Annotated in this window: 26 protein-coding genes and 2 tRNA genes; 20 read left to right on the top strand and 8 right to left on the bottom strand. The window is 32.6% G+C overall.

Translation table 11 applies throughout. The features are described from left to right. The 3 genes from ACJ6WR_RS08765 to ACJ6WR_RS08755 are packed head-to-tail and all read right to left on the bottom strand — an operon-like array spanning position 1 to position 6,035. The gene (locus ACJ6WR_RS08765) at positions 1 to 1,320 is read right to left on the bottom strand and encodes a GntP family permease (RefSeq protein WP_086893773.1); all 1,320 of its coding nucleotides are present in this window, start codon (positions 1,318 to 1,320) and stop codon (positions 1 to 3) included. 14 nt (positions 1,321 to 1,334) lie between these two features. Next, the gene (locus ACJ6WR_RS08760) at positions 1,335 to 2,867 is read right to left on the bottom strand and encodes a SusD/RagB family nutrient-binding outer membrane lipoprotein (protein ID WP_409417599.1); all 1,533 of its coding nucleotides are present in this window, start codon (positions 2,865 to 2,867) and stop codon (positions 1,335 to 1,337) included. 12 nt (positions 2,868 to 2,879) lie between these two features. Then, complete coding sequence (locus ACJ6WR_RS08755; protein ID WP_409417598.1) at positions 2,880 to 6,035, bottom strand: SusC/RagA family TonB-linked outer membrane protein; 3,156 nt, start codon at positions 6,033 to 6,035, stop codon at positions 2,880 to 2,882. Between the two features lie 248 nt (positions 6,036 to 6,283). On the opposite strand from ACJ6WR_RS08755, the gene ACJ6WR_RS08750 reads away from it, so the two are divergent. Continuing rightward, positions 6,284 to 7,054 carry a nitrilase family protein gene (locus ACJ6WR_RS08750; protein WP_039113107.1) on the top strand — a complete coding sequence of 257 codons (771 nt, stop codon included), beginning with the start codon at positions 6,284 to 6,286 and terminating at the stop codon, positions 7,052 to 7,054. A 1-nt stretch (position 7,055) separates the two neighbouring features. Here ACJ6WR_RS08750 and ACJ6WR_RS08745 read toward each other — a convergent pair whose 3' ends face one another. Next, positions 7,056 to 7,265, bottom strand: a complete 210-nt coding sequence (locus ACJ6WR_RS08745; RefSeq protein WP_409417597.1) for a hypothetical protein — start codon at positions 7,263 to 7,265, stop codon at positions 7,056 to 7,058. Positions 7,266 to 7,571: 306 nt separating this feature from the next. On the opposite strand from ACJ6WR_RS08745, the gene ACJ6WR_RS08740 reads away from it, so the two are divergent. Beyond that, entirely contained in the window at positions 7,572 to 7,781 is a 210-nt protein-coding gene (locus ACJ6WR_RS08740) for a hypothetical protein (RefSeq protein WP_409417596.1), read from the top strand. 156 nt (positions 7,782 to 7,937) lie between these two features. On the opposite strand, the gene ACJ6WR_RS08735 is transcribed toward ACJ6WR_RS08740, so the two are convergent. Beyond that, positions 7,938 to 9,605, bottom strand: coding sequence for an Ig-like domain-containing protein (locus tag ACJ6WR_RS08735; protein WP_039113104.1), 1,668 nt, complete (start codon positions 9,603 to 9,605; stop codon positions 7,938 to 7,940). Between the two features lie 205 nt (positions 9,606 to 9,810). Here ACJ6WR_RS08735 and ACJ6WR_RS08730 point away from each other — a divergent pair, with 205 nt between their 5' ends. The 4 genes from ACJ6WR_RS08730 to ACJ6WR_RS08715 all read left to right on the top strand — a co-directional run bounded on the left by ACJ6WR_RS08730 (position 9,811) and on the right by ACJ6WR_RS08715 (position 13,780). Beyond that, positions 9,811 to 10,815 carry a hypothetical protein gene (locus ACJ6WR_RS08730; RefSeq protein WP_165763248.1) on the top strand — a complete coding sequence of 335 codons (1,005 nt, stop codon included), beginning with the start codon at positions 9,811 to 9,813 and terminating at the stop codon, positions 10,813 to 10,815. After that, positions 10,775 to 13,150 (top strand): hypothetical protein, encoded by a 2,376-nt coding sequence (locus ACJ6WR_RS08725; RefSeq protein WP_409417595.1) that lies wholly within the window; start codon positions 10,775 to 10,777, stop codon positions 13,148 to 13,150. The genes ACJ6WR_RS08730 and ACJ6WR_RS08725 overlap by 41 nt, the downstream gene beginning before the upstream one ends. Before the next feature lie 9 nt (positions 13,151 to 13,159). Next, a complete protein-coding gene (mce, locus tag ACJ6WR_RS08720) occupies positions 13,160 to 13,561 on the top strand; it encodes a methylmalonyl-CoA epimerase (protein WP_039118019.1) in 402 nt (133 codons plus the stop codon). 145 nt (positions 13,562 to 13,706) lie between these two features. After that, a tRNA-Ile gene (locus ACJ6WR_RS08715) sits at positions 13,707 to 13,780 on the top strand. 86 nt (positions 13,781 to 13,866) lie between these two features. On the opposite strand, the gene ACJ6WR_RS08710 is transcribed toward ACJ6WR_RS08715, so the two are convergent. Next, complete coding sequence (locus ACJ6WR_RS08710) at positions 13,867 to 14,649, bottom strand: cytochrome P450 (protein WP_409417594.1); 783 nt, start codon at positions 14,647 to 14,649, stop codon at positions 13,867 to 13,869. Between the two features lie 515 nt (positions 14,650 to 15,164). Here ACJ6WR_RS08710 and ACJ6WR_RS08705 point away from each other — a divergent pair. The 3 genes from ACJ6WR_RS08705 to ACJ6WR_RS08695 all read left to right on the top strand — a co-directional run bounded on the left by ACJ6WR_RS08705 (position 15,165) and on the right by ACJ6WR_RS08695 (position 17,233). Then, a complete protein-coding gene (locus ACJ6WR_RS08705; RefSeq protein WP_409417593.1) occupies positions 15,165 to 15,383 on the top strand; it encodes a hypothetical protein in 219 nt (72 codons plus the stop codon). Positions 15,384 to 16,055: 672 nt separating this feature from the next. Beyond that, positions 16,056 to 16,679 carry a serine acetyltransferase gene (locus tag ACJ6WR_RS08700; RefSeq protein ID WP_409417592.1) on the top strand — a complete coding sequence of 208 codons (624 nt, stop codon included), beginning with the start codon at positions 16,056 to 16,058 and terminating at the stop codon, positions 16,677 to 16,679. A gap of 489 nt (positions 16,680 to 17,168) precedes the next feature. Next, positions 17,169 to 17,233, top strand: a tRNA-Met gene (locus ACJ6WR_RS08695). A 67-nt stretch (positions 17,234 to 17,300) separates the two neighbouring features. On the opposite strand, the gene ACJ6WR_RS08690 is transcribed toward ACJ6WR_RS08695, so the two are convergent. After that, positions 17,301 to 18,590, bottom strand: coding sequence for a cytochrome P450 family protein (locus ACJ6WR_RS08690; RefSeq protein ID WP_409417591.1), 1,290 nt, complete (start codon positions 18,588 to 18,590; stop codon positions 17,301 to 17,303). Between the two features lie 459 nt (positions 18,591 to 19,049). Here ACJ6WR_RS08690 and ACJ6WR_RS08685 point away from each other — a divergent pair, with 459 nt between their 5' ends. After that, positions 19,050 to 19,271: a hypothetical protein gene (locus ACJ6WR_RS08685; RefSeq protein WP_409417590.1), complete on the top strand. Its 222-nt coding sequence runs from the start codon at positions 19,050 to 19,052 to the stop codon at positions 19,269 to 19,271. Between the two features lie 35 nt (positions 19,272 to 19,306). Here ACJ6WR_RS08685 and ACJ6WR_RS08680 read toward each other — a convergent pair whose 3' ends face one another. Next, positions 19,307 to 19,894, bottom strand: coding sequence for a riboflavin synthase (locus ACJ6WR_RS08680; RefSeq protein ID WP_039113099.1), 588 nt, complete (start codon positions 19,892 to 19,894; stop codon positions 19,307 to 19,309). Between the two features lie 58 nt (positions 19,895 to 19,952). Here ACJ6WR_RS08680 and pdxA point away from each other — a divergent pair, with 58 nt between their 5' ends. The 10 genes from pdxA (at position 19,953) to ACJ6WR_RS08630 (ending at position 26,575) form a co-directional block, all read left to right on the top strand. Continuing rightward, positions 19,953 to 21,002: a 4-hydroxythreonine-4-phosphate dehydrogenase PdxA gene (gene pdxA / locus ACJ6WR_RS08675; protein WP_039113098.1), complete on the top strand. Its 1,050-nt coding sequence runs from the start codon at positions 19,953 to 19,955 to the stop codon at positions 21,000 to 21,002. Positions 21,003 to 21,109: 107 nt separating this feature from the next. Then, positions 21,110 to 21,652 (top strand): YceD family protein, encoded by a 543-nt coding sequence (locus ACJ6WR_RS08670; protein WP_039113097.1) that lies wholly within the window; start codon positions 21,110 to 21,112, stop codon positions 21,650 to 21,652. A gap of 9 nt (positions 21,653 to 21,661) precedes the next feature. Further along, positions 21,662 to 21,856, top strand: a complete 195-nt coding sequence (gene rpmF / locus ACJ6WR_RS08665; RefSeq protein WP_007137315.1) for a 50S ribosomal protein L32 — start codon at positions 21,662 to 21,664, stop codon at positions 21,854 to 21,856. Positions 21,857 to 22,028: 172 nt separating this feature from the next. Then, entirely contained in the window at positions 22,029 to 23,027 is a 999-nt protein-coding gene (locus ACJ6WR_RS08660) for a beta-ketoacyl-ACP synthase III (protein ID WP_039113096.1), read from the top strand. Between the two features lie 22 nt (positions 23,028 to 23,049). Continuing rightward, on the top strand, positions 23,050 to 23,529 hold the full coding sequence (accB, locus tag ACJ6WR_RS08655) for an acetyl-CoA carboxylase biotin carboxyl carrier protein (protein ID WP_035617503.1): 480 nt from the start codon (positions 23,050 to 23,052) through the stop codon (positions 23,527 to 23,529). Positions 23,530 to 23,618: 89 nt separating this feature from the next. Beyond that, positions 23,619 to 24,965, top strand: a complete 1,347-nt coding sequence (accC, locus tag ACJ6WR_RS08650; protein ID WP_039113095.1) for an acetyl-CoA carboxylase biotin carboxylase subunit — start codon at positions 23,619 to 23,621, stop codon at positions 24,963 to 24,965. A gap of 262 nt (positions 24,966 to 25,227) precedes the next feature. After that, positions 25,228 to 25,524 (top strand): hypothetical protein, encoded by a 297-nt coding sequence (locus ACJ6WR_RS08645; RefSeq protein WP_086895680.1) that lies wholly within the window; start codon positions 25,228 to 25,230, stop codon positions 25,522 to 25,524. 56 nt (positions 25,525 to 25,580) lie between these two features. After that, positions 25,581 to 25,877, top strand: coding sequence for a hypothetical protein (locus tag ACJ6WR_RS08640; protein ID WP_035617491.1), 297 nt, complete (start codon positions 25,581 to 25,583; stop codon positions 25,875 to 25,877). A 56-nt stretch (positions 25,878 to 25,933) separates the two neighbouring features. Beyond that, entirely contained in the window at positions 25,934 to 26,230 is a 297-nt protein-coding gene (locus tag ACJ6WR_RS08635; protein ID WP_035617491.1) for a hypothetical protein, read from the top strand. 48 nt (positions 26,231 to 26,278) lie between these two features. Beyond that, a complete protein-coding gene (locus tag ACJ6WR_RS08630) occupies positions 26,279 to 26,575 on the top strand; it encodes a hypothetical protein (protein ID WP_409417589.1) in 297 nt (98 codons plus the stop codon). The last annotated feature ends 1 nt before the right edge of the window (position 26,576 follow it).

The following is a 26,576-nucleotide window of genomic DNA, read 5'->3' as shown; positions in this document are numbered from 1 at the left end:
TTAGTGTATAAAAATGTTTAATATAAATATAAAAATAATTCCAAGGACGGATACTAATGACTCCATCACTGTCCAGGATTTAATGGTGTCTTTCATGCTGGTGCCAAAGTATTCTTTGAACATCCAGAATCCAGGATCGTTTACATGAGAGCACATCAGGCTACCTGCGCCTATAGAAAGAACCAATAAGTTGGGGTCTAATGATTTTAATTGTAATAAAGGTACTAAAACTCCGGCAGTCATTAAGCCTGCGGCAGTGGCCGATCCAACACAAATTCGTATTAATGCAGCTATTAACCAGGCGAGTAAGTAAGGGTGGATGTCTATTTGTATTAAAGATTCGACAATGGTTTGACTTACGCCGCTTACCATCATTACTTCTTTTAAACTTCCGGCTCCCCCAATAATAAGTACTATTAATGCAACGTCTTTTATCGCAACTGCATATTCGTCCATGATGGTTTTCATGTTTTTACCTGTACGAAAGCCTAATGTGTAGGTGCAAATGATTAATGAAATTAACATGATAATACTAGGTTCGCCTATAGTTTTGCATATTAGTTCTACTTGTTCGTTTTTCCAGACTAATGGTAATAAGGAAGTAATTGTTAAGCCAAATACTGGAAATAATGAAGAAGCTATACTTGTAAAAAAACTAGGTTTTGTAGCTTGGTTTGTAGGTTCTTCGGTTGGAACAATAGTGTTTTTATCATTAGATTTAATATTCTTAAGCGTGTCAGAGAATAATAAACCTGCAATAAGAATAGTTGGTATAGAAACAATAATACCATAGGTTAAAACCAAGCCAATGTCGGCACTTAAGGTATTGCTTAAAGCCATTGGTGATGGGTGAGGAGGTAAAAAACCATGTGCAACCGAAAGTGACGCAAGCATAGGGATACCTATATATACCTTGGGTAGTTTAAACTGATTGGCTACAGAAAATATTAAGGGAACCAAAAGTATAAAGCCTACACTATAAAATAAAGGGATTCCAACAATAAATCCTGTAATCATTAAACCTAATCGTACGTATTTTTCGCCTGTCCATTCCATAACTGTTTTTGCAATTACAGATGCGGCTCCAGAAGAAACGGTAAGTTTACCAATGCAGGTACCAAATATGATAATTAGGGCAATTGAGCCCAGCATATCGCCCAAACCTTTTTGAACGGTTTGTGTTAACGTTATTATTGGCAAACCTAATAATAGGCCTGCCAATAATGATGTTATAATAAAGGCAATAAATGGGTTGATTTTAAACCAAGTTATTTGTAGCACTAAAAAAATAATGCATGCCGAAAGAATTATAATACTCATTTAATTTATTTATATTATTGTTTATCCCACCACATTCTTGTTGTAAATGCATCGCTGCCCTGACGCTTAACTGCTTCTGCTAAGTTAGCAGAATTAACAGAATATTCGGCAGTTGGATATTTAAAACGCCTTGGTATTGTGCCGTTTGTCACGTTTCCAGGAAAATTTACAGGAGTTAATATTGGGTAGCCAGTTCTTCTCCAGTTTGCATAAACCTCTTGTTCATCTACAAATAAAGCAATCCAGAATTGAGTATGTATCTGATTCATTTTTTGATCAAATGTACCTCCAGCCAAATATGGATTTGCAGTTAAATATGGGGTTGCATCAGTTATGGCGTAAGATGGTCCATAAATCACAGCATTTAGGAAAGAGGCTTTTACCGCTTTTTCGTATAAACTTTGGTCAGATTCTCCCACATACCATCCTCTAAGGGCAGCTTCTGCCAGATATAAATTAGTTTCGGCATTACTAATTATAATAAGAGGTGAGTCAACTTTAAGAACGGTACTTTGGTTTGGTTCAGAATAAGTAGCCTGCTCAATTGGAGTTGGTGCTATTTTAGTTCCGTTTGGAAAACCTTTTTGCACGGCAGGACTTGTATTTTGTACCGTACCTTGCCAAACACCTGCGTATATACTGATTCTTGGATCGTTAGTAGTTTTTAGTACATCAATAAAAGTTTTACTAAGTTTTCCACCTTCATTGTTTTTTTGTCCGAAAGATGATTTTACAAAATCAAGATTTATTGGATCTAGAGCAGAAGGGTTGCGGTTTATGTCGTTTGGCCCGTCTTTATATTCCATTATGGCATTATCGGCAGCATTAAGGATTACCCCACCTGTAATTGCCTTATTTACCCAAGTTTTAGAAAGCGCTGGGTCAACTTTAGATAATCTCATTCCTAATCGAAGCATTAATGAATATGAAAATTTCTTCCATTTATTAATATCACCATCGTATATTAAATCAGCCTCGCCAAAACTAGGTTTGGATGTGGTTAATGCTGATGCTGCTTCATCTAATTCTTTCAGTAAATCTTTATATATAAATTCCTGACTATCATATTTAGGTAAAAAAAGCAGATCAGAATTTGCTTTTGCAGCTTGAGAGTATGGAACGTCCCCGTATAAATCTGTAACGCGGTGAAATAAGTAAGCTCTCCAAATTCTGGCAATATTATACCTGTTGATATTTTCTGGATTATCCTTCAGTGTGTTTATTACAATAGTTACTTCGTTTATTGCATTTGGATATATTCGTGCAAAAAAGGCAGAGTAATATACTTCGTTGTCAAGGTATTTGTCTCCTGCTCCTGATGCTTCTTTGTAAGTGGAATAATGTTGCATCATTTGACCACATTCAATAATTGAGGTGAAAAAATAATTATTGTTTAATCCGTCAAGCTGAGATCTGCTAAAAATGAAATTTGGAGTAGGTTTATCTACTGCGTTTGGATTTGTATTAGTTTCCTCAAAATCTTTAGTACAAGCTGATATGCTTAATAAAAGGATGCCTGCTATATATAGAGTTGTTATCTTTTTCATGTCTTTTAATTTTTATATTTTAACACTTAAGCTTAAACCAAAACTTCTGGTTCTAGGTACACCAAATTGTTCTATACCTTGAGCATTACCAGCGCTAAAAACTGATTCAGGATCTACGTTTGGAGTTTTCTTATAAAGAATAAATAAATTTCGGGCAACAAATGAAATTGATGCTGATTGAATTACAGACAGACCTTTAATCTTATTAATAGGCAATTGGTATCCGATAATTACTTGTCTCAATTTTACAAAACTAGCATCATAAACAAATTCAGATGTTATGTTTTTTAATCCGTCATAATATGTTCTTAAGTTTTCAGGAGCAATAACCATATCTACAGTTCCTCCGTTTTTATCGACACCTTTTATTGGTAATCCATTTTCACGTCCTTCCAGAGTAAGTTTTGTAAGTCCCATACGAGTTCCGTATAAATCGGTACCAGAATATAGGCTACCTCCAAATTTCGCATCTATCAAGAAGCTAAATGTTATTGCTTTGTATCTAAATTCATTACTAAGACCTGCTCCCCAAGGATGTACACCTTGACCTAATTCTTCAAGTGGTCCTCTTTCTGTGGTAGCCGAGCCTCCGCTTACATTATAAACAGTGTTTCCATTTGCATCTTTAAGTGGTTTGTATCCTTTTATGATACTATATGGTCTGCCAACATCACTTGCAATAATCGCATAATTATTTACAGAAGATGCCATTGTTATAGAGGTTAATTCTTCGGTTAAGGCCTCTACCGTGTTTTTGTTATAAGATCCATTGAAGGTAACATCCCATGAGAAATTTTCTGAACTCATAATTTTTCCATTAATTAAAAGTTCTACACCTTCGTTTCTCATTTTTCCGAGATTTAATAAAGAAGTAGTTGCCCCAGATGCATTAGAAATAGTAGTTTCTACAATGTCGTTGGTTGTTTTACGATTGTACCAAGCAAAATCAATATTCATACGATTATTAAAAAATCCTAGATCTGTACCTATTTCAAATGTTGTTGAGGTTAAAGGGCTTAGAGTAGGGCTAGGTACTCTTGAGCTAGTTGGACCTTGGAGTTGTTGTCCATTGTGTCCTCCTTGAATCATAGAGTAAGATGGATTTAATGCGTATGGGTCAGGAGTTGCTCCACCTACTTGTGCCCATGAACCTCTTAATTTTGCAAAAGAAACCCAGCTTGGCATTGTTAATATGTCTGAAACTATTACGCTAGATCCAATAGAAGGGTAGAATACGGTGTTATTATCTTTAGATAGTGTAGAGAACCAATCCTGGCGTCCTGTAAAGTTTAAAAAGAATACATTTTTATAATCTAAATCTATCGCACCGTAAACTGAGTTGGTTTTGGTCTTTCCGTAAGGGTATGTATAACTTACAGTTTTTAAGTTTGTTAGTGAGTAAAAATCGTCTAGAACAAATCCTGTTCCATCCACTCTTACTTCGTCTCTTAGTGTCGTTCTCGAATTAACTCCTATTAATGAGCTTAAAGAAATTCCTCTGTATATGTTTTTCTTGGTGTAATTAAGTATTGCTTCAGAATTTATATTAGATAATATCATTTTTGAACCCTGAACATAACCATCAGGAGTATTTAAAGATGTTTTAGGGATGTATCCAAAGAATTCATAGTTTGTGTAATCTTGACCGATACGACCTTGTAAAAATAAATCTGGTGTAAAGTTTAACTTTACGTTTGCCATCCCTACAAAACGGTTTTTAGTATCATTATTTTTAATTCTATTCACTACAAATTGAGGATTTGTTGCAACGGGAACAGGGTTCCATGCTACTTCTCTTCCGTTTTCATCATATCCAGGAGCTAAGTTTCTAATGTCTACAGTATTTGCAATTAAGTAAGTTCCCCAGTTTGGGTTTGCTTCAGCATCGGATACAGTTGGTCTGTTGTTTGATTTTTCTAGATTGTATTGTGTTACCACATCAAATTTTAACCAATCAGTTAGATTTACATTACTGGCTAAATTGATTGTTTTGCGATTAAAGTCGGCATTTGGTACAATACCTTCGCTATTCATATTAGAGAACGAAAGACGGCCACTTGCTTTGTCGGTACCACCAGATAACGCAATTGAGTTTATATATGTAGTTCCAGGTCTGTAGAAATTTTTAATATTATCTTTTTGTGGGCTATAAGGTCTTTTTACTCCATCAAATTGCACTACATCAGTTCCGTCCATTTTAGCTCCCCAAGACCAGCGTCCGGTAGCTATGGCTTCATTTTGGGTTAAAGGCTTTTTGCCCGCATCTCCAGCTCCATATTCATATTGCCAATCTGGTATTACTGCGGGAGTTTCTAGAGTAAATGATGTGTTATAGTCAATCCCGATACCTTTTTGAGTAGAACCTCTTTTGGTTTGAATCAAGATTACTCCATTAGCAGCATTAGCACCATATAAAGCCGCAGCAGTTCCTCCTTTAAGAACTGTTATAGACTTGATGTCGTCAGGATTTATTAAAGCAGTTCCATCTCCTCTGTCTACATTTAATTTTGGTGAGCCAGGTGCATTTCCTGTTCCGGGTAGATTAAGTTGTGTGTTGTCTATTGGTAAATCATTTACAACATACATAGGTTGGTTATTTCCGTTTAAGGAACCATTTCCACGTATTACAACTCTGGTCGAACCGTTTGGTCCTGTTGCTGTACTACTAACGTTTACTCCGGCAATTTTACCAACCAAAGCATTTGAGATATTGGCTTCTTTTGCTTTGTTAAACTCAGACCCTTTTAGCTCGGTTACTGCATAGGTTAGAGATTTGCTTACTTTTTTGACACCTAACGCAGTAACAAAAACTTGTTCTAATACATTTTCAGATGGTTTTAAACTTATAAGTAATTGATTTGTGCCATTTATTTTGGATTCGCTTGTTCCGTATCCCATGTAGTTAACGACAACAAAACTTTCACTTTCAGGAACATTTAGTTTAAAGTTTCCGTTTTCATCAGTAATCGTTGCTATTCGGTTATTGCTTTTTGCGTATACGGTTGCTCCAGCAATTGGCATTCCGTCATCTTGACCTACTACTTTACCAGTTATCTCAATTTGACTCGTGCTTTGTTCTAAGAAATGCTTTTTTATTGCATTTTCATGTGCGTTTATTGTTAGACTCATTCCTCCAATAAATACTAAAGATAATAATTTGGTTTTCATAATTTTCTGGTTTTCATTGTTTTGTGGTTTGGTTGGTTATTTGTATGTGGTCAAATATATATAATTTATTCTCACGATTTGAAATATTTTTGCAATATTTTGCAAAAATATTGCAATATTTTTTTGTTTAATGTTTTTTTATTCCCAAAAGTGTGATGTTTGTTGAGTTGGATGAATTTTAAGAAATAATCTATTTGGAGTTAAAGTCGAATGAGCTGATTTATTTTAAAAAAGAGTATTTTTACAATATGAAAATTGCATTAATTCAAACAGATCTCTACTGGGAAAGCCCAGAAAAAAACCGAAATTATTTCGAACAAAAGATTCATGAAATTAGCGAAGCTGTTGATTTGATTGTGCTTCCCGAAATGTTTTCTACAGGATTTACTATGAATCCTTCTAGCGTTGCCGAAACAATGCAAGGAGAAACCGTTGAGTGGATGAGTTTATTAGCTAGAGCTACAAAAAGGGCAATTACCGGAAGTTTGGTAATCGAGGAGAATGGGGAGTTTTATAATAGGTTATTATTTGTTTTTCCCTCAGGAGAAACAAAATATTATGATAAGCGACATTTGTTTACTCTTGCAGGAGAAGATAAAGTGTATACCAAAGGAGATCAGAAACTAATTGTAGATTATTTAGGATGGAAAATATGTCCGCTAATTTGTTATGATCTTAGATTTCCTGTTTTTTCTAGAAATACAGAATCCTATGATTTGCTATTATATGTAGCCAATTGGCCTAAAATACGCACTAATGCATGGGATACATTATTAAAAGCGCGTGCTATCGAAAACATGTGTTATTCGGTAGGGGTAAACAGAATTGGTTTAGATTATCATGGATACGAGCACATTGGGCACTCACAAGTAATAGATTTTCTTGGAGAATATTTAATTACTCCCCAAGAAATAGAAGGTGTTTTTATTACGGAATTAGATAAAGAAAAAATGTATGAAACAAGAAAAAAACTTGATTTCCTGAATGATAAAGATCAATTTATAATCCAGGGATTGTAGTTTATTTCTTTTTATCGGTTTTCTTTTTATCGGTTTTCTTTTTGTCTGTTTTTTTATCAGATTCTGGATTATAAGGAATGCTTAGATCAAAAACTTGATCAACATCCCAATTGGCTCTAACGTCGATTTCTTTTGAGAAATAAATAACCTCTTCGGCATATCTTTTTTCTAAAAAATAAATAAATTTTTCTTTTATTCTCACGGACATCATGAATAATAAAATTGGGATATAAAGACGTATAATTCGAAATATATTCAATGATGGCTGAAGGTGATTCTTCTTATATTCTTTTTTTTTGGATTATAATTATAAGATTATTAATGTTATATGTAAAAAATATGTAAATAAAATACTAATTTTAAGTTAATTTCATTTACTTTAGATGTTGGTTAATAATTTAATGTAGATAACGCGTCAGCCGAAAAGCTAAAATAGAGTAGGTGAAATTTTAATTTATTATTTAATATTATGAAGAAAATTAATTTAGACTCAGTACATTTTTTAAGTAAAGGTGAAATGAAAATGATTGGTGCGGGAGGTTATATAGAAATTAGATGCAAAGGTGGAGGTGGTGCATCGTCAAGTGGTTCAACTATGAGTCAGGCTAAGGCGTATGCTTCTAGCTTGTGTGATGGTGACTATACTATTATTCAGGTAGGAATGCAAGCCCCTTATGAAGATCCTATTTTTATTGATCCTATTGGTGAGAAACCAGAAAAACTTTAATAAAAAGCCTCCAGAATTATGAATCTTGGAGGCTTTTTTATTATTAAAAGTTTTATTATAGTTAAGGCTAAAAAAATGTTCTTTAAAATTAGATGGGATAAATAATTAGCAATTGAAGAACAAAAAGGAGTTTCTATGTTTTATTCAAATTTAAAATTATTTTTTCTTCTTCTTTTCTTCTTCTTTTTTCTCAAGTTCGGGATTGTATGGTATGCTTAAATCGAAAGTATGTGTGGCATCCCAATTGGCTCGAACATCATTGATCTCTTTTTGATAATAATTGACTTCTTCGGCATATCTTTTTTCTAAATAATTACCTGGATCGTATTGTTTGTTTTTATTATCATCATAAATCACGCGAACTGTAAATACATCAGGTTCCAAAAGATTGAACTCAAACGTAGTTTTATCTTCAGAGTAATCATTGGCTAAGATAATGTCACCTTTTTTATTGGTTAATTCAACAATTATAGGAAAGCGTTTTACATTCTGTAAATTAAGGGTAAGATTCCCATAATCAGCAGGAGTTTTTGTTGTTAAAGTATATTTTAAAGTATCATTTGTTTTTTCGTAAAAATCAATCAATGCTCCAGGTAAAAAAGTAAATGAGTATTTTTCAGAAGGTTCTTTTTTGAAGTCAAAGAATAGGCGTTGATCAAAATCATCATATTCGGTTTTAAAAGGAACTGCTACAGAATCTTTGTTTATTAGTTTTATTTTGGATTCATCAAAGCGAACCAAAGGAGTTCCGCTTTCTAATGTAAATCGGTCTCTAAAATGGATAATTCCACTTTGCAGCGCATTAATATGTAAAGTATCTTTCTTTTGATCTTTTATCTTAAAAGAGTAATTCTTTTTGTAGTTGTCTTTGGTGATTTCCATCGATAGAGAATCGACTTTTAGAGGTTTGTACCATACCTGAAGTGAATCTTTTTTAGGAAATTGAGTAACAATTGTTGGGAGAATTTCTCCGTTGTTCTTTAAGATAATCTTAGGTCGGGAGTTCTTAAAATTTTGTTTTCCATCGTAACCTACAACTAGTCTGTTTCCTGAAACTTGAGCAGGTTTATGTGTTTTTAAAGGTAGTACTTCTTTAAATAATTCTAATTCATAAATAGTATCATTAGGTATTGTAATAGGATGTTTTATAAAACCTATTTTGTCATCCTTAGGGTTGAATTTATTGTTGTTTCCTTTGTCTTTTAGAGCAACCAGAAGATATTTTCCAGCCTTTAGATTCTCTAATCTAAACGTCTTTAAACTATCTAATGTGTTGGTAATATATCGTGGATTTTCCTTGTAAACAACCGAATCTTTATAAGTGTCGTTTATTTCATAAAGCATTACAGATACAAATGAGTCTGATTGTTTATCATGTGCATCTTTTATTTTTCCGCCAAGGGCCAAGGAATCTATATAGCTTCCTGTAGAAAAAATGTACTTAAATTGGTTATACGGATTTCCCTCATTATTATCAGTAATACTTTGCCCAAAATTAAAACTATAGGTAGTATTAGGTTGTAAAGTGTCGTTTATTTTTATAGTGATGTATTTGCTCGCCGTTGTAGGATTTATGAGAGGTTCATGCTTCATTGGTGGCGAAATAATCAATTGTTTATTCGCGTTTTTAATTTTTACATACTCATCAAATGTCAATTTTATAGTATTGCCTTTAAATTCTGTGCTAAAATTTTTAGGAACACTAGATAATAAAACAGGTGCAAGGGTGTCTTTTAATCCTCCGGTTATGCTTCCGCGTTTGGCGCAACTTACCATTAATAAGGTCAATAAAAAGAAAATATATTTTAAGTTGCTTTTCAACATAATCGGTTTAGATTTTTATTGCACAAAATAACAATTATATTTGCTTTAATCGAAATTTTTTATCGAATTATTGGGAGTTGTTGCTTTGGATTAAAATAAAGGTAAGTTAGATTTACCTCAAATTATTTATAGATAAACTCGTTTGTATTTATTATTAAAATAAAATGTATCCTTACATTTGACAGTAAACTTAATTTAGAATATTTTGAAATTTCGCATTGTTTTTAGTGTTTTGTTTTTATTATTGATTTCATGTAATAAACAAGAAAAACCAGTTGCAGCTTTTTATTATTGGAAAACTATCTTTAAATTATCTACAGAAGAGAAAGAAGCTTTGCAGCAAAATAATATCAGTAAGATTTATATCCGGTATTTTGATGTCGATTTGCATCCAAAAACTAAAGAAGCATTCCCGCTTAGTCCAATACATTTTGAAAGTAAAACAGAAAACTTAGCAGTTGTTCCAGTGGTATACATCAAGAATAAAGTGATGTTGAAAAAAGGAATTGATGTGGATAGTTTGGCTAAAAAAACATTTGATTTTGTCGAGTTAATAAATAATAAAAATGGAATTTCGTGTCAGGAAATCCAAATCGATTGCGATTGGACATTGGCAAGTAAATTAAATTATTTAAAATTTATAGAAACTTTCAAGAAGATATCTCATAAAAAGCTCTCAGCTACAATACGGTTGCATCAGGTAAAATATTTTGAAAAGACTAAAATTCCAAATGTTGATACTGGGGTTTTAATGTATTATAATATGGGAACAATTGCGCCTGATTCTCTTAACTCTATTTATGACAGAAGAGTTGCGCAGCGATACATAAAAAGTTTAAAGAAATATCCTTTACCGCTTGATTTTGCCTTGCCAATTTATTCTTGGGCGGTTCATATTCGAGACAATAAAGTAATAGGATTAAAAAGTAAAATAGATATAGAAGAATTGCAAAATGATACTAATTTTGTATTAAGTCGGAAAAAATACTTTACTGTAAAGAACTCCAATTATAAAAAAGGTACTTTTTACAAACAAGGTGATGTTTTAAAAATAGAAGCGATTTCTAAGGATGATTTGCTAGAAATGGCTTCCGACCTGGAGGAGAATACGGCTCAATATCCTAAAGAGATTATTTTTTACGACTTAGATGAATTCAATTTAAAAAATTATGAAAAAAATGTTTTTAAACAAGTTCTTTCTTGTTTTTAGTGGTGTTTTATTGTTTGCCTATGGTATAATTTATGCTTGCGGAGGCGGAGATGATTGGGGAATGGGGTATAGTTCTAATTTTACTCCCGAAACTTTTGTCGAAAAATCATACAGACCATTGTTTTACTCTGGAGAAGTTTTTTACGGGATTGGTTTTGATACTCAACATAATTCTAGATTTAATGATGACATCAAATCAGATTGGAATGCCTATTTAAAAACTAAGGTTGATACTGCTACGGTAAGTTATTTTTTAATTGGGGATAATACTTCAAGATATTCGTATGATAAAGAAAATGCTTCAAAATATAAGGAAGAAATTGAACAGCTTCATGTTTTTTTTAAAAACAAAAAAGGAAATCAGGCTTCTTTAAAATGGGGTAAAAAAATAAATTTGAAAGATGATAAAACGAAGGCTTTTATCGAGTTTTTATATTTGGCACAAAAGATAGAAACAGTTTCAGTTGGAGAAGATTATTGGAGTTATGAACCTAGGGTTGCTAACACCTTTGATGATTTAAAAAAGATTCAATCTATCGAAAACGTGTATAATACTATATCAGATCCATTCTTAAAAAACAGGTATTGGTTTCTTACCATGAAAGCTTATTTTTATAGTAGTAATAAGCAAAAAGCAATTACGTTTTTTAATAAAACAGAAGCAGCCGTTCCTAAAAATGTATTGTATTATCGTGCGCTTGCTTATGTCGCAGGAATAAATCATCAGCAAGGTAAATATTCAACTTCTAATTATTTATATGCGCAAGTTTTTGATAAATGTCCAGAAATGAGAATTGTTACAGCTTATAGTTTTCACCCAGAAAACGAAGCAGACTGGAATAAATCTTTGGCTATGGCCAAAAATAATAAAGAAAAAGCAGCGCTTTGGGCAATTCATGGGTATTATAAAGATGAAGCGCAAGCGATTGATAAGATTTATCAATTAGATCCAAAAAATGAACATTTAAATTATTTGCTTACAAGGTTAGTTAATCAGCAAGAGCAAGGGATTAATAATTCATTTGAGTTGGCTAGGGTCGATTCTGAGGGCTCTACTGATTATGGTGCGCCTGCAATAAAACAAACTGTTGCTGAAAACAAGAAAGGAAATCAAGCGAAAATTGATTTAAAAGCATTCGATTTAGTGTCTAAAATTGCTTCAACAGGAAATACGGAAAAGCCTTATTTGTGGGATATTGCTTTAGCGTATTTGCAAACATTAAAAGGGAATTTTGCTAAGGCTGATGAGAATTTTGCCAAAGCCGAAAAGACAATGCCTAAAACAGAGTTGGCAAATAATCAGCTTAGATTACTTCGTTTTGTAAATAATATGAGCAAGATTGATAAGTTAAATTCTAAAAATGAAAAAACAATTCTTAAAGATCTAAATTGGTTGTACAAAGAGCTTCCGAAGCAACAAGTAGGTGATTTTCGTTATGAAAACGCTTCAAGCTGGAGTAAAATGTATTTAATGACTCTTTATACAGAGCAAAAAAATTATGTAATGGCAGAGTTGTTTGCTAATACGTCGGCTTATGGTTATTGGGGAACAGGGAATTCTTTTTATGATGTCGAAAAGAATTTGTTAGGAATGAAAGCATTTTTGGCTAAGCCGGATAAAACCGAAATTGAGAAAATAGGTTACAGTATTTATAATTTGAATTTAAATAACATCAATAATTTTCAAGCAATACAGGCAACATATCAAAATAAAATCCCTGAAGCAATTACTTTCATGCAACAAACGGATACGTTACAAAATGCAGTTTTTTATGGAAATCCGTTTAACGGAAATATAAAAGATTGTCATGATTGTGACCATTCTGCATTCCAAAAAAAGAAATATTCTCAAATAGAATTTTTAACGACTATAAAAGCCATGCAAGATAAACTGGCTAAAAACGAAGATGTATATACAAACAGTTTATTACTAGGGAATGCATTTTATAATATCACCCATTTTGGAAACGGAAGAAGTTTTTATGAGATCGGAATTGTAGGCTATGGTTCAAGTCCGTATTCATTTAGAGATTCTATGAAAAAAATGATCACAGATTGTTCAGTGTCTAAAATGTATTATCAAAAAGCTTTGGAAGCTGCTACAACCAAAGAGCAAAAGGCAAAGTGTACTTATATGCTGGCAAAATGTGAGCGAAATGAATATTACAATAAAAAGTATATTGCGGTTAAAAATTGGTGGACTGCAGATGATGATAAGATAAATTTCTTGGCGTGGAATAATTTTAAAGTACTGAAAAAAGATTATTCGGATACAAAATATTATCAGGATGTTATTGCCGAATGTGGTTATTTTAATACATACGTTAATCAATAAATTGAGATGATGAATAAAATAGAACATATAGGAATTGCGGTTAAAGATTTAGAAGTTTCGAATCTTTTGTTTGAAAAGCTTTTTGGAGCTCCTGCTTATAAATCAGAAGCAGTAGAAAGTGAAGGAGTGATAACTTCGTTTTTTCAAAACGGACCAAATAAAATTGAACTTCTGGCAGCGACAAACCCAGAAAGTCCGATTGCTAAGTTTTTGGAAAAAAAAGGGGAAGGAATTCATCATATCGCTTTTGATGTAACAGATATTGTTGCGGAAGTAGAGCGTCTAAAAAAGGAAGGTTTTGTTGTTTTAAATGAAAATCCCAAAAAAGGTGCAGATAATAAACTAGTTGTTTTTTTACATCCCAAAAGCACAAATGGGGTTTTGATTGAGCTTTGTCAGGAAATTAAATAATTTTAGAGTATTTAATACGGAAATTAGAAGCTTAAGAATCAGATAGTTTTGATTTTACTGAAATTATTAACGAAATTAATGTAAAAATCATTGCCAAATATTTGCTACAAATGAAAAATAGTGGTAATATTGCAACCTCAAAACCGGTCCTATAGCTCAGCTGGTTAGAGCACCTGACTCATAATCAGGTGGTCCCTGGTTCGAGCCCAGGTGGGACCACAGTTTAAATTAGAAAAGCCTTTACAGTAATGTAGAGGCTTTTTTTGTGGGTAAAAATTTTTAGGGTTCAAAAAACAACAGGAAATTTATGTAATCCGTATTATGTTACTGGGGCGCCATTTAAGAAATTTGGCTTCTTTATCGAATCTTAAATTTGGTAATCGGTTTAAAATAGTATTTATGGCTATTTCGCATTCTAGGCGAGCTAAGGCCGCTCCCATACAGAAATGTATTCCATGACCAAAAGCAAGATGCTTGTTGTTCTCTCGGGTTATATCAAAGCGAAGTGAATCGTTGAACATGGCTTCGTCTTGGTTTGCAGATGAGAATAATGCCAATACTCCTTCTTCTTTTTTAATTGTAATCCCTTTGATAGTGATGTCTTCTGCGGCCAATCGCATTGTTGAAGCAAAAAGGGGGCTATTATATCGTAGCATCTCTTCGATAGCAGAATGAATTAGTTTTGGATTGTTTTTTAAAAGCTCCAACTGGTCAGGGTGAGATAATAAAGCATGCATTCCGTTGCTAATAAGGTTAAGTGTGGTTTCATGGCCAGCGATGATAAGTAGTAGGATAGAGGCGTAAAGTTCGTCTTCTGTCATATGGTCTTCGGCTTCTTCCAGTTTTAAAAAAGCACTGATAAGGTCGTTACCAGGTTTTTTTCTGCGTAAATCTAGTATGTTTTTCATGTAGTCGATAAAAGCTTCAGAACTTTCATTGAGAGATTGTTTGTTTTTCTCAGTTATATGAGACTCAATCAAAACATCTGACCAGCGTCTAAGTTTTTCTTGGTCTTCAATCGGGATACCTAATAATTCGATAATTACTGTAAAAGGAAGTGGGTAAGCAAAATCATCAAGGAAATCCATTTTTTTTAATCAAATTCTTGCAATAAAGCTATAAGGATTATAATTTGAATCTTATGGACTTAGATATTCCTTATATCAGAGTAGGAATTTCCTATTTCAAAATTATTGATAAACCTTTAATATCTGGCGATAAAGTAAAAGTAATGGTTCGGTAGAATCGTGAAATAATCATTTCAGATCACGGAAAATCATTTTTGAGTAACGTCTTAAATTATATGGATTTTGCTGTATTCCTAATCATTTTGGTTATGAGTAAATTGTAGATGATTTCTATAATATCTATCATGAGCTCCCTAACGAACAGATCGTTGAAGATTTTCCAATACATGAACTCGAAAAATTGATTCCGAATTCATTGCAATTTATTCAACATGTTTTTGGTGATCAAACGCAATTAGGCTTAGACTATGTAAAACTTTTATATGAAAAACCTAGGCAAATATTGCCAATCCTTTGTTTAGTAAGTAAAGAACGATCGTTAGGAAAAAGTTCTTAAAGGGAGAGGTATTTCTTTTATGGATGATAATAAAGTAAAAATAAGAAGAAGTGAAGTTGTTTTTTCAGTAATAAAAATTAAAAAGATATTACATCAGAAACTACAGTATGCTATCAAAAATGCAGATGAAGAAAAAAAATATGATAGAGATAGTTGGTCAGTATCTAGTTTTTTTAACACAGAAAAACAAAAAGAAGAATTCGATCCTTTAGCAGTTGTGGTAAAAGTAAAAGTATAGCCAGACAAATGATTTTTACAAAACACAAACAAGGATTCGATCAGTTGTGTGCAGCATTTCCTTTGGTAATAGAGTATGTTATAAAATTTAATAGGTTCTGATTTTGATGGTATTGTACTTCCGCCACAACAGCTAGATGATGTTGTAACATATTCATTAATTACACAAGCTTTAGTCATAAAAGGTTATCCTAAATGAGTTATAAATAAAATTCTTGGCAGAAATATTTTAAGGGTATTGAAAGCAAATGAAGTTAAAAAATAATAGAAATACTTTTTTGTCTTTATTTTTCTTCTCAAACAATCTAACCTATAACATGATAAAAATGAAACCACAAAGAGTGTTTCTGCTTTTTTGTGGCTATTTATGGTAAAGAAAATAATTATTTGTATTTGAGGCTGTCTTAATGTACTGTTTTAATGTCTTATTTGGACTATTGCACTCAAGTGGTATTTGTATTTTTGCGTTCCCATTGTAGGAATGGTTAGTTAAGTTTTGGTTAATGAAGGGGAAAGATGCTTAATAGTATTACTAGTGCAATGATTTAAGCGTTTTTTTTTTTAAAAATTAATTATTATGAATATTTTGAAGAAGATGAATTTATATTGATTTCAATTTTTAAAAGGGTATTCCTAAAAATAAAGAGCAAGCAAGGTATTGACAGTAGCTCATATGTTATTAGTAGTAGAAAATGCTTTGAAAACTTATAGTACCAGAACATTATGGGCAAAATTAAATAAAGACACAATGAACAGAATAATTAAAGCAGACCTTTTTCGATATGGTGGGCTTTCTGGCACTAAAGGATTTTTAAAAGGCCTAAGAATAGAAGGATTTAGATATATGTATTTATTGCGGAAAATTTCCGAAAGTAAAAAATATTCAGTAAAATGGTTTTTTTTTACTTTTCTAAAGACAAGATATTCTTATAAATATGGTTTTCAAATTCCTTCAACTACAGAAATTGGTGAGGGATTTCACATTGGACATTTCGGAACAATAGTAATCAATCGTAAAGCAAAAATTGGGAAAAACTGCAATATTGCACATAGTGTTACTATTGGTCAAGCTAACAGGGGTAAGTTAAAAGGATGTCCGACTATTAGTAATAACGTATGGATTGGCACGGGTTCAGTAATTGTTGGCAATATAAATATTGGGTCCAATGTATTAATTGCTCCCAACTCATTTGTAAATGTTGATATTCCAGACAATTCATTGGCGTTCGGAAATCCTTGCAAGATTGTAAGTAAAGAAGATCCTTGCGAAGGTTATATAAATTACATATTAAAATGAAATATTATACTAAATTTTGATGGCGAGATATAGAAAAAGATGATTGGCATATAATGAAATATGATAGAAAAACAAATGTTGAAATTTTTTTTTTGAGAAGAAGTATTATAAGGTGAATGGTGTTTTGTCTAATTCAAATTCATGAATAATATTGTTAACACGACCTGAATATTTTTCAATTAGATCATTAATTTGCTTGTATTCTTTGTGCGATTTTTTAAGGCATTCCGTTTCAAATGATCAATCTTTATGTTTGCATTTCTTCTTGATTGATAAACTAGTATTTATCCTGTCTTTTCAATTAGTTTGCAAGATTAATAAAATACTCACCAGATGCATTTGGCGTTGCCTTTAGAGTAAATTTGTATGATACCATTATTGAAAATATAACTTATGATTTTAGACGAACAAAAGTACAATTAGAAATAATGATTTATTTTAAAAATCACAAACACTTGATTATGGGATGTAATGATGAAAAAGTAAATGATGTTAAAATAAAACAAACCTGACTCATAATCAGGTGGTCCCTGGTTCGAGTCCAGGTGGGACCACAGTTTAAATTAGAAAAGCCTTTACAGTAATGTAGAGGCTTTTTTTGTGGGTAAAAATTTTTAGGGTTCAAAAAACAACAGGAAATTTATGTAATCCTCGTATTATGTTACTGGGGCGCCATTTAAGAACTTTGGCTTCTTTATCGAATCGTAAATTTGGTAATCGGTTTAAAATAGTATTTATGGCTATTTCGCATTCTAGGCGAGCTAAGGCCGCTCCCATACAGAAATGTATTCCATGACCAAAAGCAAGATGCTTGTTGTTCTCTCGTGTTATATCAAAGCGAAGTGAATCGTTGAACATGGCTTCGTCTTGGTTTGCAGATGAGAATAATGCCAATGCTCCTTCTCCTTTTTTAATTGTAATCCCTTTGATAGTGATGTCTTCTGCGGCCAATCGCATTGTTGAAGCAAAAAGGGGGCTATTATATCGTAGCATCTCTTCGATAGCAGAATGAATTAGTTTTGGATTGTTTTTTAAAAGCTCCAACTGGTCAGGGTGAGATAATAAAGCATGCATTCCGTTGCTAATAAGGTTAAGTGTGGTTTCATGGCCAGCGATGATAAGTAGTAGGATAGAGGCGTAAAGTTCGTCTTCTGTCATATGGTCTTCGTCTTCTTCCAGTTTTAAAAAAGCACTGATAAGGTCGTTACCAGGTTTTTTTCTGCGTAAATCTAGTATGTTTTTCATGTAGTCGATAAAAGCTTCAGAACTTTCATTGAGAGATTGTTTGTTTTTCTCAGTTATATGAGACTCAATCAAAACATCTGACCAGCGTCTAAGTTTTTCTTGGTCTTCAATCGGGATACCTAATAATTCGATAATTACTGTAAAAGGAAGTGGGTAAGCAAAATCATCAAGGAAATCCATTTTTTTGTTGTCGTAGATTTTATCTATTAGCTCATCGGTTATTTGTTGAATTCGAGGACGCATCTCGGCAACTATTTTTGGGGTAAAAGCTTTTTGTGCAAAACCTCTCAGTCGTGTATGTTGAGGTGGATCGCTGGAAAGCATGTGCCATCTTCTTAGTATATATGCGGCTGTTGTTCGTTTGGCTTTTTCTTTTGAGGATTCGTTGTTAAGTGTTTGCAAGTTGTTTAGAGATTTGACAAATCTGGGGTCGCGTAGCATGTTGGTTACGTCATCGTATTTGGAAATTAGCCATATGGGGAATTCGTCCCCCAATGTAATTTGCTGAATTGGAGTAATGTTTCTTAGTTTCTGAAACGTCAATTCAGGATTTGCAATAAATGATTCGTCGTAAAAATCAAGAAGGACGTGTGATTTCGTAGGATAAGGACAAGTGCTTTGGGTTTTGGTAAAGTCAATCTTGTTGTTGATAACGGGATTTTTCATAGTAGGTATTTTTAAAGGAGTTGTGTTTGGGTGAAACTCATTATAAAAATAAGGAAAAATCTTTCAATTTGTAATTAAAGTATTGGTTTTTAGTAAATTAATTATTTTTGTACTTCAGAAGTAAGTAAGAATTTGATAATGAGGAGCGGTTTTTGGGTTTTAGCTTATGTCTTGGTAACGTTTTTTGTGTAGGATTTTTAGTTTGTTAAATGCTGAATTGTGTGGATGTGATGAGAAGTAAAATAGCTTATAGTCAGGTGGTTGTGTGTTTTTGTTGATGATAATTGTTGTGTTTTTTAGAATTTGTTTAAGCTTTTTTTATTAAGGTATTGCAGCTTTCTATTAAATTTATACATTTGTCCAGCAATTTTGTTTTGAGTTTTTTCATTGCAAGATTTAATTAAAAAAAACGGATTTCCTTTATTTATTGTGTTGAACTCAGGTAGCTAATATTTTTATATGAAAATTATTTCAAGTAAGTTTTTAATGGTTTTTTTCTTCATGTTTAATGTCGCTACAGTTTTGGCAGGTTCCCCTCCGCCGGGGCCTCCACAAAAAGGGCCAATAAAACCACCTGTTGCTCCAATTGACGAAAACCTTTCGCTATTGTTGGTAGCAGCACTATTCTTCGGGATATATAGTATATATAAACATAAATCAAAACAAAAAACTCCAGCATAGCTGGAGTTTTTTGTTTATTAATGCTTTTGTTTTTTTTAGTTGTTTTTGTATAATCTCGATACATATTTTCCGATTACATCAAACTCTAGATTTATTTTAGTTCCAACTTTAAAATCTTTGAAATTAGTATTTTCAAAAGTATAAGGGATTATCGATACGCTAAATTGGTTTTTCTTAGAGTTTACAACCGTTAAGCTAACTCCGTTTACGGTAATTGACCCTTTTTCGATTGTAATATTGTTCAGATTTTCGTCGTATTCGAAAGTGTAGTTCCAGCTACCGTTGGCTTCTTCTATTGCAATACAGTTTCCTGTTTGATCTACGTGGCCTTGTACAATGTGCCCATCAAGACGGTCATTTAGTTTCATGCCTCTTTCTAGATTGATAATATCACCAGTTTTCCAATCTCCAATATTTGTCTTTTGTATTGTTTCGGCGATGGCTGTAACGGTGTAAAGTGAGTCCTGTGTATTTACAACAGTTAAGCAAATACCATTATGGGATACGCTTTGGTCTATTTTAAGTTCGTTTGTGATTGTAGAATCTACAGTTATATGAAGATTGTCTCTGTCTTTTCTTATTTCGGTTACTTTGCCAAGGGTTTCTATGATTCCTGTAAACATTTCTTATTTTATTTTACTAAATTTGCACATCAAAATTAGTAATAAATAACCTGAGGTCATGATAAAAAATGCAGAAAATATAATCGTTGGAATTTCAATAGGGGATTTAAACGGTATTGGAAGCGAAGTTGTTCTTAAAACATTCGAAGATTCTCGGATGCTTGAGCTGTGCACACCAGTTATTTTTGCAAATGTGAAAATTCTCTCTTTTATCAAAAAGAATTTTACTTCATCGGTAATGTTGCATGGAATTGATAAATTAGATCAGATTTTGCCGGGAAAAATTAATGTTTTTAATCTTTGGAGAGAAGGGATTGATATTAATCTGGGGGCTAATGATGATAAAGTAGGGGAGTACGCGATAAAGTCTTTTGTTGCAGCTACTAAAGCTTTAAAAGAAGGAATTGTAGATGTTTTGGTAACTGCACCTATCAATAAGTATAATATTCAATCGGAGACGTTTAAATTTCCTGGGCATACAGATTATTTAGATCAGGAGTTAGAGGGTAATGCCTTGATGATGATGGTTCAGGATAATCTAAGAGTTGGTTTGTTAACAGATCATATTCCGTTAAGTGAAGTTGCATCGCATCTTACAGAAGAATTAATAGAGCGTAAAATTCAAACGATTAAACAATCATTGATTCAGGATTTTAGTATCAATAAACCGAAAATTGCAGTTTTAGGAGTTAATCCGCATTGTGGAGATGGTGGTGTAATTGGTAAAGAAGATGATGCGATTTTAAAGCCGACATTAAAGAAAATATTTGATAAAGGGACATTGGTTTTTGGACCTTTTCCTGCAGATGGTTTTTTTGGAAGTGGTCAATATGAAAAATATGATGCAATTGTAGCTACATATCATGATCAGGGATTGATTCCTTTTAAAACATTAGCATTTGGTAAAGGAGTTAATTATACAGCTGGTTTAAACAAGGTGAGAACCTCGCCGGATCACGGTACAGCTTATGATATTGCAGGGAAAGACGTTGCAGATTACAATTCATTTAAAGAGGCTGTTTATTTGGCAATAGACATATTTCGCTCTCGTAATCAATATGAGGAGATTAGCAAAAAACCTCTTAAAATAAAAGAAAAACAGTTATAAACAAAAAAAGGTGAATAAGATTATTAGTTTTACAATAATTTTATATCTTTGCACCCCGATTCAGACTTCTGTGGTTCAGAATATGAATTAGGAAAAATGATGTTGAAATGAGCAAGACAAAAGAATATTTAATTCCTTTCGTAGGATTAAAGTTAGGGAAACACCATTTTGAGTATCAAATAAATAATGTGTTCTTTGAGAACTTTGATTATGAAGAATTTCAAAATTCTGATATCAAGGTAAATGTAGTTTTAGAGAAGAAAAGCAACATGTTAGAGTTGGGTTTCAAACACAAGGGTACGGTAAATGTACCATGTGACTTAACAAGCGAAGATTTTGATTTACCATTAAAGGGTAATATGAAGTTGATAGTGCGTTTTGGAGAAGCTTTTAATAATGACAATGAAGAATTGCTTATTCTGCCTTATGGTGAATTCGAAATAGATATAGCACAATATATCTATGAAATGATTGCACTTTCGGTTCCTCTAAAAAGAATTCATCCAGGAATTAAAGACGGAAGTTTAAAAACTGAAGCTTTGGATAAGCTGAATGAGTTAACTATAAAAGAACAAAAAGTAGAGAGTACAAAAGAAGAAGATATTGACCCTCGTTGGGACAAATTAAAGAAACTATTAACGGATAAATAATATAGTAAAATGGCACATCCTAAGAGAAAAATCTCGAAAACAAGAAGAGATAAGAGAAGAACACATTATAAAGCTACTGTAGCTCAAATCGCTACATGTCCTATTACTGGAGAAGCACATTTATACCACAGAGCTTACTGGCATGAAGGGAAAATGTACTACAGAGGGCAAGTTGTTATAGATAAATCTGTAGCTGTTGCTTAATACATTTTTGTAAATGATATTAGAACTCTCACTATGTGAGAGTTTTTTTTGTTAGTAATAATTTTCTTTATTTAAGAAAATTAAGACATTACGTTTAGAATTTTTTTTGTAATTTTCAAGTCTTTTAAAAATTTTTCAAATACCAGTATTTGGAAGGAAATAATTGAATATAATGAATACAATCACAGCCGCAATAACCGCTGTTGGAGCTTATGTTCCAGACTTTGTACTTTCAAACAAAGTCTTAGAAACTATGGTAGATACCAACGATGAATGGATTACTACCCGCACCGGAATAAAAGAAAGAAGAATTCTTAAAGATACTGATAAAGGAACCTCATTCCTTGCCATAAAAGCAGCACAAGATTTAATAGCCAAAGCTAATATCGATCCTCTGGAGATTGATATGATAATAATGGCAACCGCTACAGCAGATATGCCAGTAGCTTCTACAGGAGTTTATGTTGCTACAGAAATAGGCGCAACAAATGCATTCGCATACGATTTACAAGCAGCTTGTTCTAGTTTCCTTTACGGAATGTCTACAGCTGCAGCATACATTCAATCAGGAAGATATAAAAAAGTATTACTAATAGGAGCAGATAAAATGTCTTCGATAGTAGATTATACAGACAGATCAACTTGTATTATTTTTGGAGATGGAGCAGGAGCAGTATTATTTGAACCAAATTACGAAGGTTTAGGCTTGCAAGACGAATACTTGCGTAGTGATGGAGTAGGGCGTGATTTCTTAAAAATACCAGCAGGTGGTTCTTTAATCCCAACTACTTTAGAAACAGTTCAAAATAATAGACATAATATTATTCAAGATGGGAAAACAGTATTTAAATATGCTGTTACCAATATGGCTGATTCAAGCGAATTGATTCTTAAGAGAAATAATTTAACAAATCAAGACGTAAATTGGTTAGTTCCGCATCAGGCAAATAAGCGTATTATAGATGCTACTGCACACAGAATGAATTTAGAAGACTCAAAAGTATTAATGAACATCGAAAGATACGGAAATACAACTTCGGCGACATTACCATTGGTACTTAGCGATTTTGAGCATTTATTCAAAAAAGGAGATAACATTATTTTTGCCGCTTTTGGAGGTGGATTCACTTGGGGATCTATTTACCTAAAATGGGCTTACGATAAAAAATAAATTTAAACTAAAAACGAATATTATGGATTTAAAAGAAATTCAAAACCTAATCAAATTTGTAGCAAATTCGGGAGTTGCTGAAGTAAAGTTGGAGATGGACGATGTTAAAATCACCATTAGAACAACTTTAGAGGGTAATGTAACAGAAACCACGTATGTTCAACAATTGCCTACTCAAGCAACGTTACCACAAGCTGTAGTACCACAGGCTATTCCAGTAGTAACAAATACAGAAGCTCCAGCAGCAGCTGAAAATTCTAAATTTATCACTATAAAATCTCCAATTATTGGAACTTTTTATAGAAAACCTTCACCAGACAAACCAGCTTTCGCAGAGGTAGGTTCAACAATTGCAAAAGGAGATGTTCTTTGCGTTATTGAAGCAATGAAATTATTCAATGAAATTGAATCTGAAGTTTCTGGTAAAATTGTTAAGATTTTAGTAGACGATATGTCTCCAGTTGAGTTTGATCAACCATTGTTTTTAGTAGATCCATCATAAAAATTTAGATTTTAGATTTTGGGTTTTAGAAATTTTCTATAATCTAATGATCAAACTATCTAATTATCTAATTATCTAATTTTAAAAAGATGTTTAAAAAAATATTAATTGCGAATAGAGGGGAAATTGCACTTCGTGTAATTCGTACATGTAAGGAAATGGGGATTAAAACTGTTGCAGTTTATTCTACAGCCGATGCTGAAAGTTTGCATGTTAAATTTGCAGATGAAGCGGTTTGTATAGGTCCACCTCCGAGTAACTTATCGTATTTGAAAATGTCAAATATTATTGCTGCTGCCGAAATTACTAATGCAGATGCAATACATCCGGGATACGGATTTCTTTCTGAGAATTCAAAGTTTTCTAAAATATGTCAGGAACATGGTATCAAATTTATTGGTGCTGCTCCTGAAATGATTGACAGAATGGGTGATAAAGCTTCTGCTAAAGCTACAATGAAAGAAGCAGGAGTTCCTTGTGTACCAGGTTCAGATGGTTTATTAGAATCATTCGAACAAACACAAAAATTAGCTGAAGAATTTGGTTATCCAGTAATGCTTAAAGCTACTGCCGGTGGTGGTGGAAAAGGTATGAGAGCTGTTTGGAAAGCTGAAGAACTTCAAAAAGCTTGGGATAGTGCTCGTCAAGAATCATTAGCTGCTTTTGGTAATGACGGAATGTACCTTGAAAAATTAATCGAGGAACCACGTCATATCGAAATTCAGATTGTTGGTGATGCTTACGGTAAAGCATGTCACCTTTCTGAAAGAGATTGTTCTGTACAACGTCGTCACCAAAAATTAACTGAAGAAACTCCTTCGCCATTCATGACAGATGAATTGCGTGAAAAAATGGGTGAAGCTGCTGTAAAAGCTGCTGAATTTATTAAGTATGAAGGAGCTGGAACAGTAGAATTCTTGGTAGATAAACACAGAAATTTCTACTTCATGGAGATGAATACGCGTATTCAGGTTGAGCACCCGATTACAGAACAAGTTATTGATTATGACTTGATCCGTGAGCAAATTATGGTGGCAGCTGGAATTCCAATCTCTGGAAAAAATTACTTACCACAATTACACGCTATAGAATGTCGTATTAATGCTGAAGATCCTTATAATGATTTTCGCCCTTCACCAGGAAAAATTACTACGCTTCATATGCCAGGAGGTCACGGTGTGCGTTTAGATACTCACGTGTACTCAGGATATAGCATTCCGCCAAACTATGATTCTATGATTGCTAAATTAATTACTACTGCACAATCTCGTGAAGAAGCAATTAGCAAGATGAGAAGAGCTTTGGATGAATTTGTAATCGAAGGAGTAAAAACTACAATTCCTTTCCATAGACAATTAATGGATGATCCGCGTTATATCGCAGGAGATTATACAACTGCTTTTATGGATACATTTAAAATGAAAGATCCAGAATAAAACATTACTATATTATTCTAAAAGCCTCACAGCAATGTGAGGCTTTTTTTTGTTTCTGCTCTTTTCTAATGAATCTGTGTATACTTTTTATACACTTTTTATCCAGTTTACACACTTTGTAACTGGGTAGAATATAATTTATTTTATTTAAATGCCTGACAATTAGTTAATTGACTTGTTTTATGGTTCGTTGAATTTTGCGGCATAATAATTTCTTTATCTGAAGTGTAAAAACAATACAAATAATTTAAAATCTATTATTATGAAAAAGTTAATCTTATCAGCCGCAATCGTATTAGGAAGTTTATCTTCATTTGCAACAACTTTACCAACTTCAGTTATAGATGTTAAAACTACATCAGTTCAAGAAGAATACACAGAAGTAAAAATCGAAGAATTGCCAGCAGCTATTACTGCAGCCTTGAAAAAAGCATATCCAGATGCAGTACTTAATAAAGCATATGTAAATGCAAACAAAGAGTACAAACTAGATGTTACTGTAGGTGATAAAGTAGGAAATCTTTTTGCTGATGCTACAGGAAACTGGATTAAAAAATAATTTAATCTAGAAACTATAAACCCAAAATAGAATAAAAACATTAAAAATATATCATTATGAAAAAGTTAATCTTATCAGCCGCAATCGTATTAGGAAGTTTATCTTCATTTGCAACAACTTTACCAACTTCAGTTTTAGATGTTAAAACTACATCAGTTCAAGAAGAATACACAGAAGTAAAAATCGAAGAATTACCAGCAGCTATCACAGCAGCCTTGAAAAAAGCATATCCAGATGCAGTTCTTAATAAAGCATATGTAAATGCAAATAAAGAGTACAAACTAGATGTTACTGTAGGAGATAAAGTAGGAAATCTTTTTGCTGATGCTACAGGAAATTGGATTAAAAAATAATTCAATCTAGAAACTATAAACCCAAAATAAAATAAAAACATTAAAAATATATCATTATGAAAAAGTTAATCTTATCAGCCGCAATCGTATTAGGAAGTTTATCTTCATTTGCAACAACTTTACCAACTTCAGTTTTAGATGTTAAAACTACATCAGTTCAAGAAGAATACACAGAAGTAAAAATCGAAGAATTGCCAGCGGCTATTACTGCAGCTTTGAAAAAAGCATATCCAGATGCAGTACTTAATAAAGCATATGTAAATGCAAACAAAGAATACAAACTAGATGTTACTGTAGGTGATAAAGTAGGAAATCTTTTTGCAGACGCTACTGGAAACTGGATTAAAAAATAATCTAACTTAGTGGTTTAAAATAAATTAAAAACATTAAAATCTATTATTATGAAAAAGTTAATCTTATCAGCAGCAATCGTATTAGGTGGTTTATCAGTTAATGCTGCAACTGTAGCGAGTACAGAACCAACAGCAAAAGTAATTAGTGTTCAAGACGAATACACAGAAATTGGAGCAGATGCACTTCCTGCAGAGGTAAAAGCTACTCTGGAAAAATCTTTTCCAGGAGCAAAACTTGAAAAAGCATACAAAAATGAGAAAAATGTGTATAAACTAGAAATCGCTCATGGTGATAAAAAGTATACTATTTTCTCTGATGCATCAGGAAATTTGATTAAGAAGTAAT

The organism is Flavobacterium sp. PS2 (genome assembly GCF_046250155.1).
GTDB lineage: Bacteria > Bacteroidota > Bacteroidia > Flavobacteriales > Flavobacteriaceae > Flavobacterium.
The sequence above is the reverse complement of the archived record's forward strand: the minus strand, read 5'-3'. Positions and strand labels throughout refer to the sequence as shown.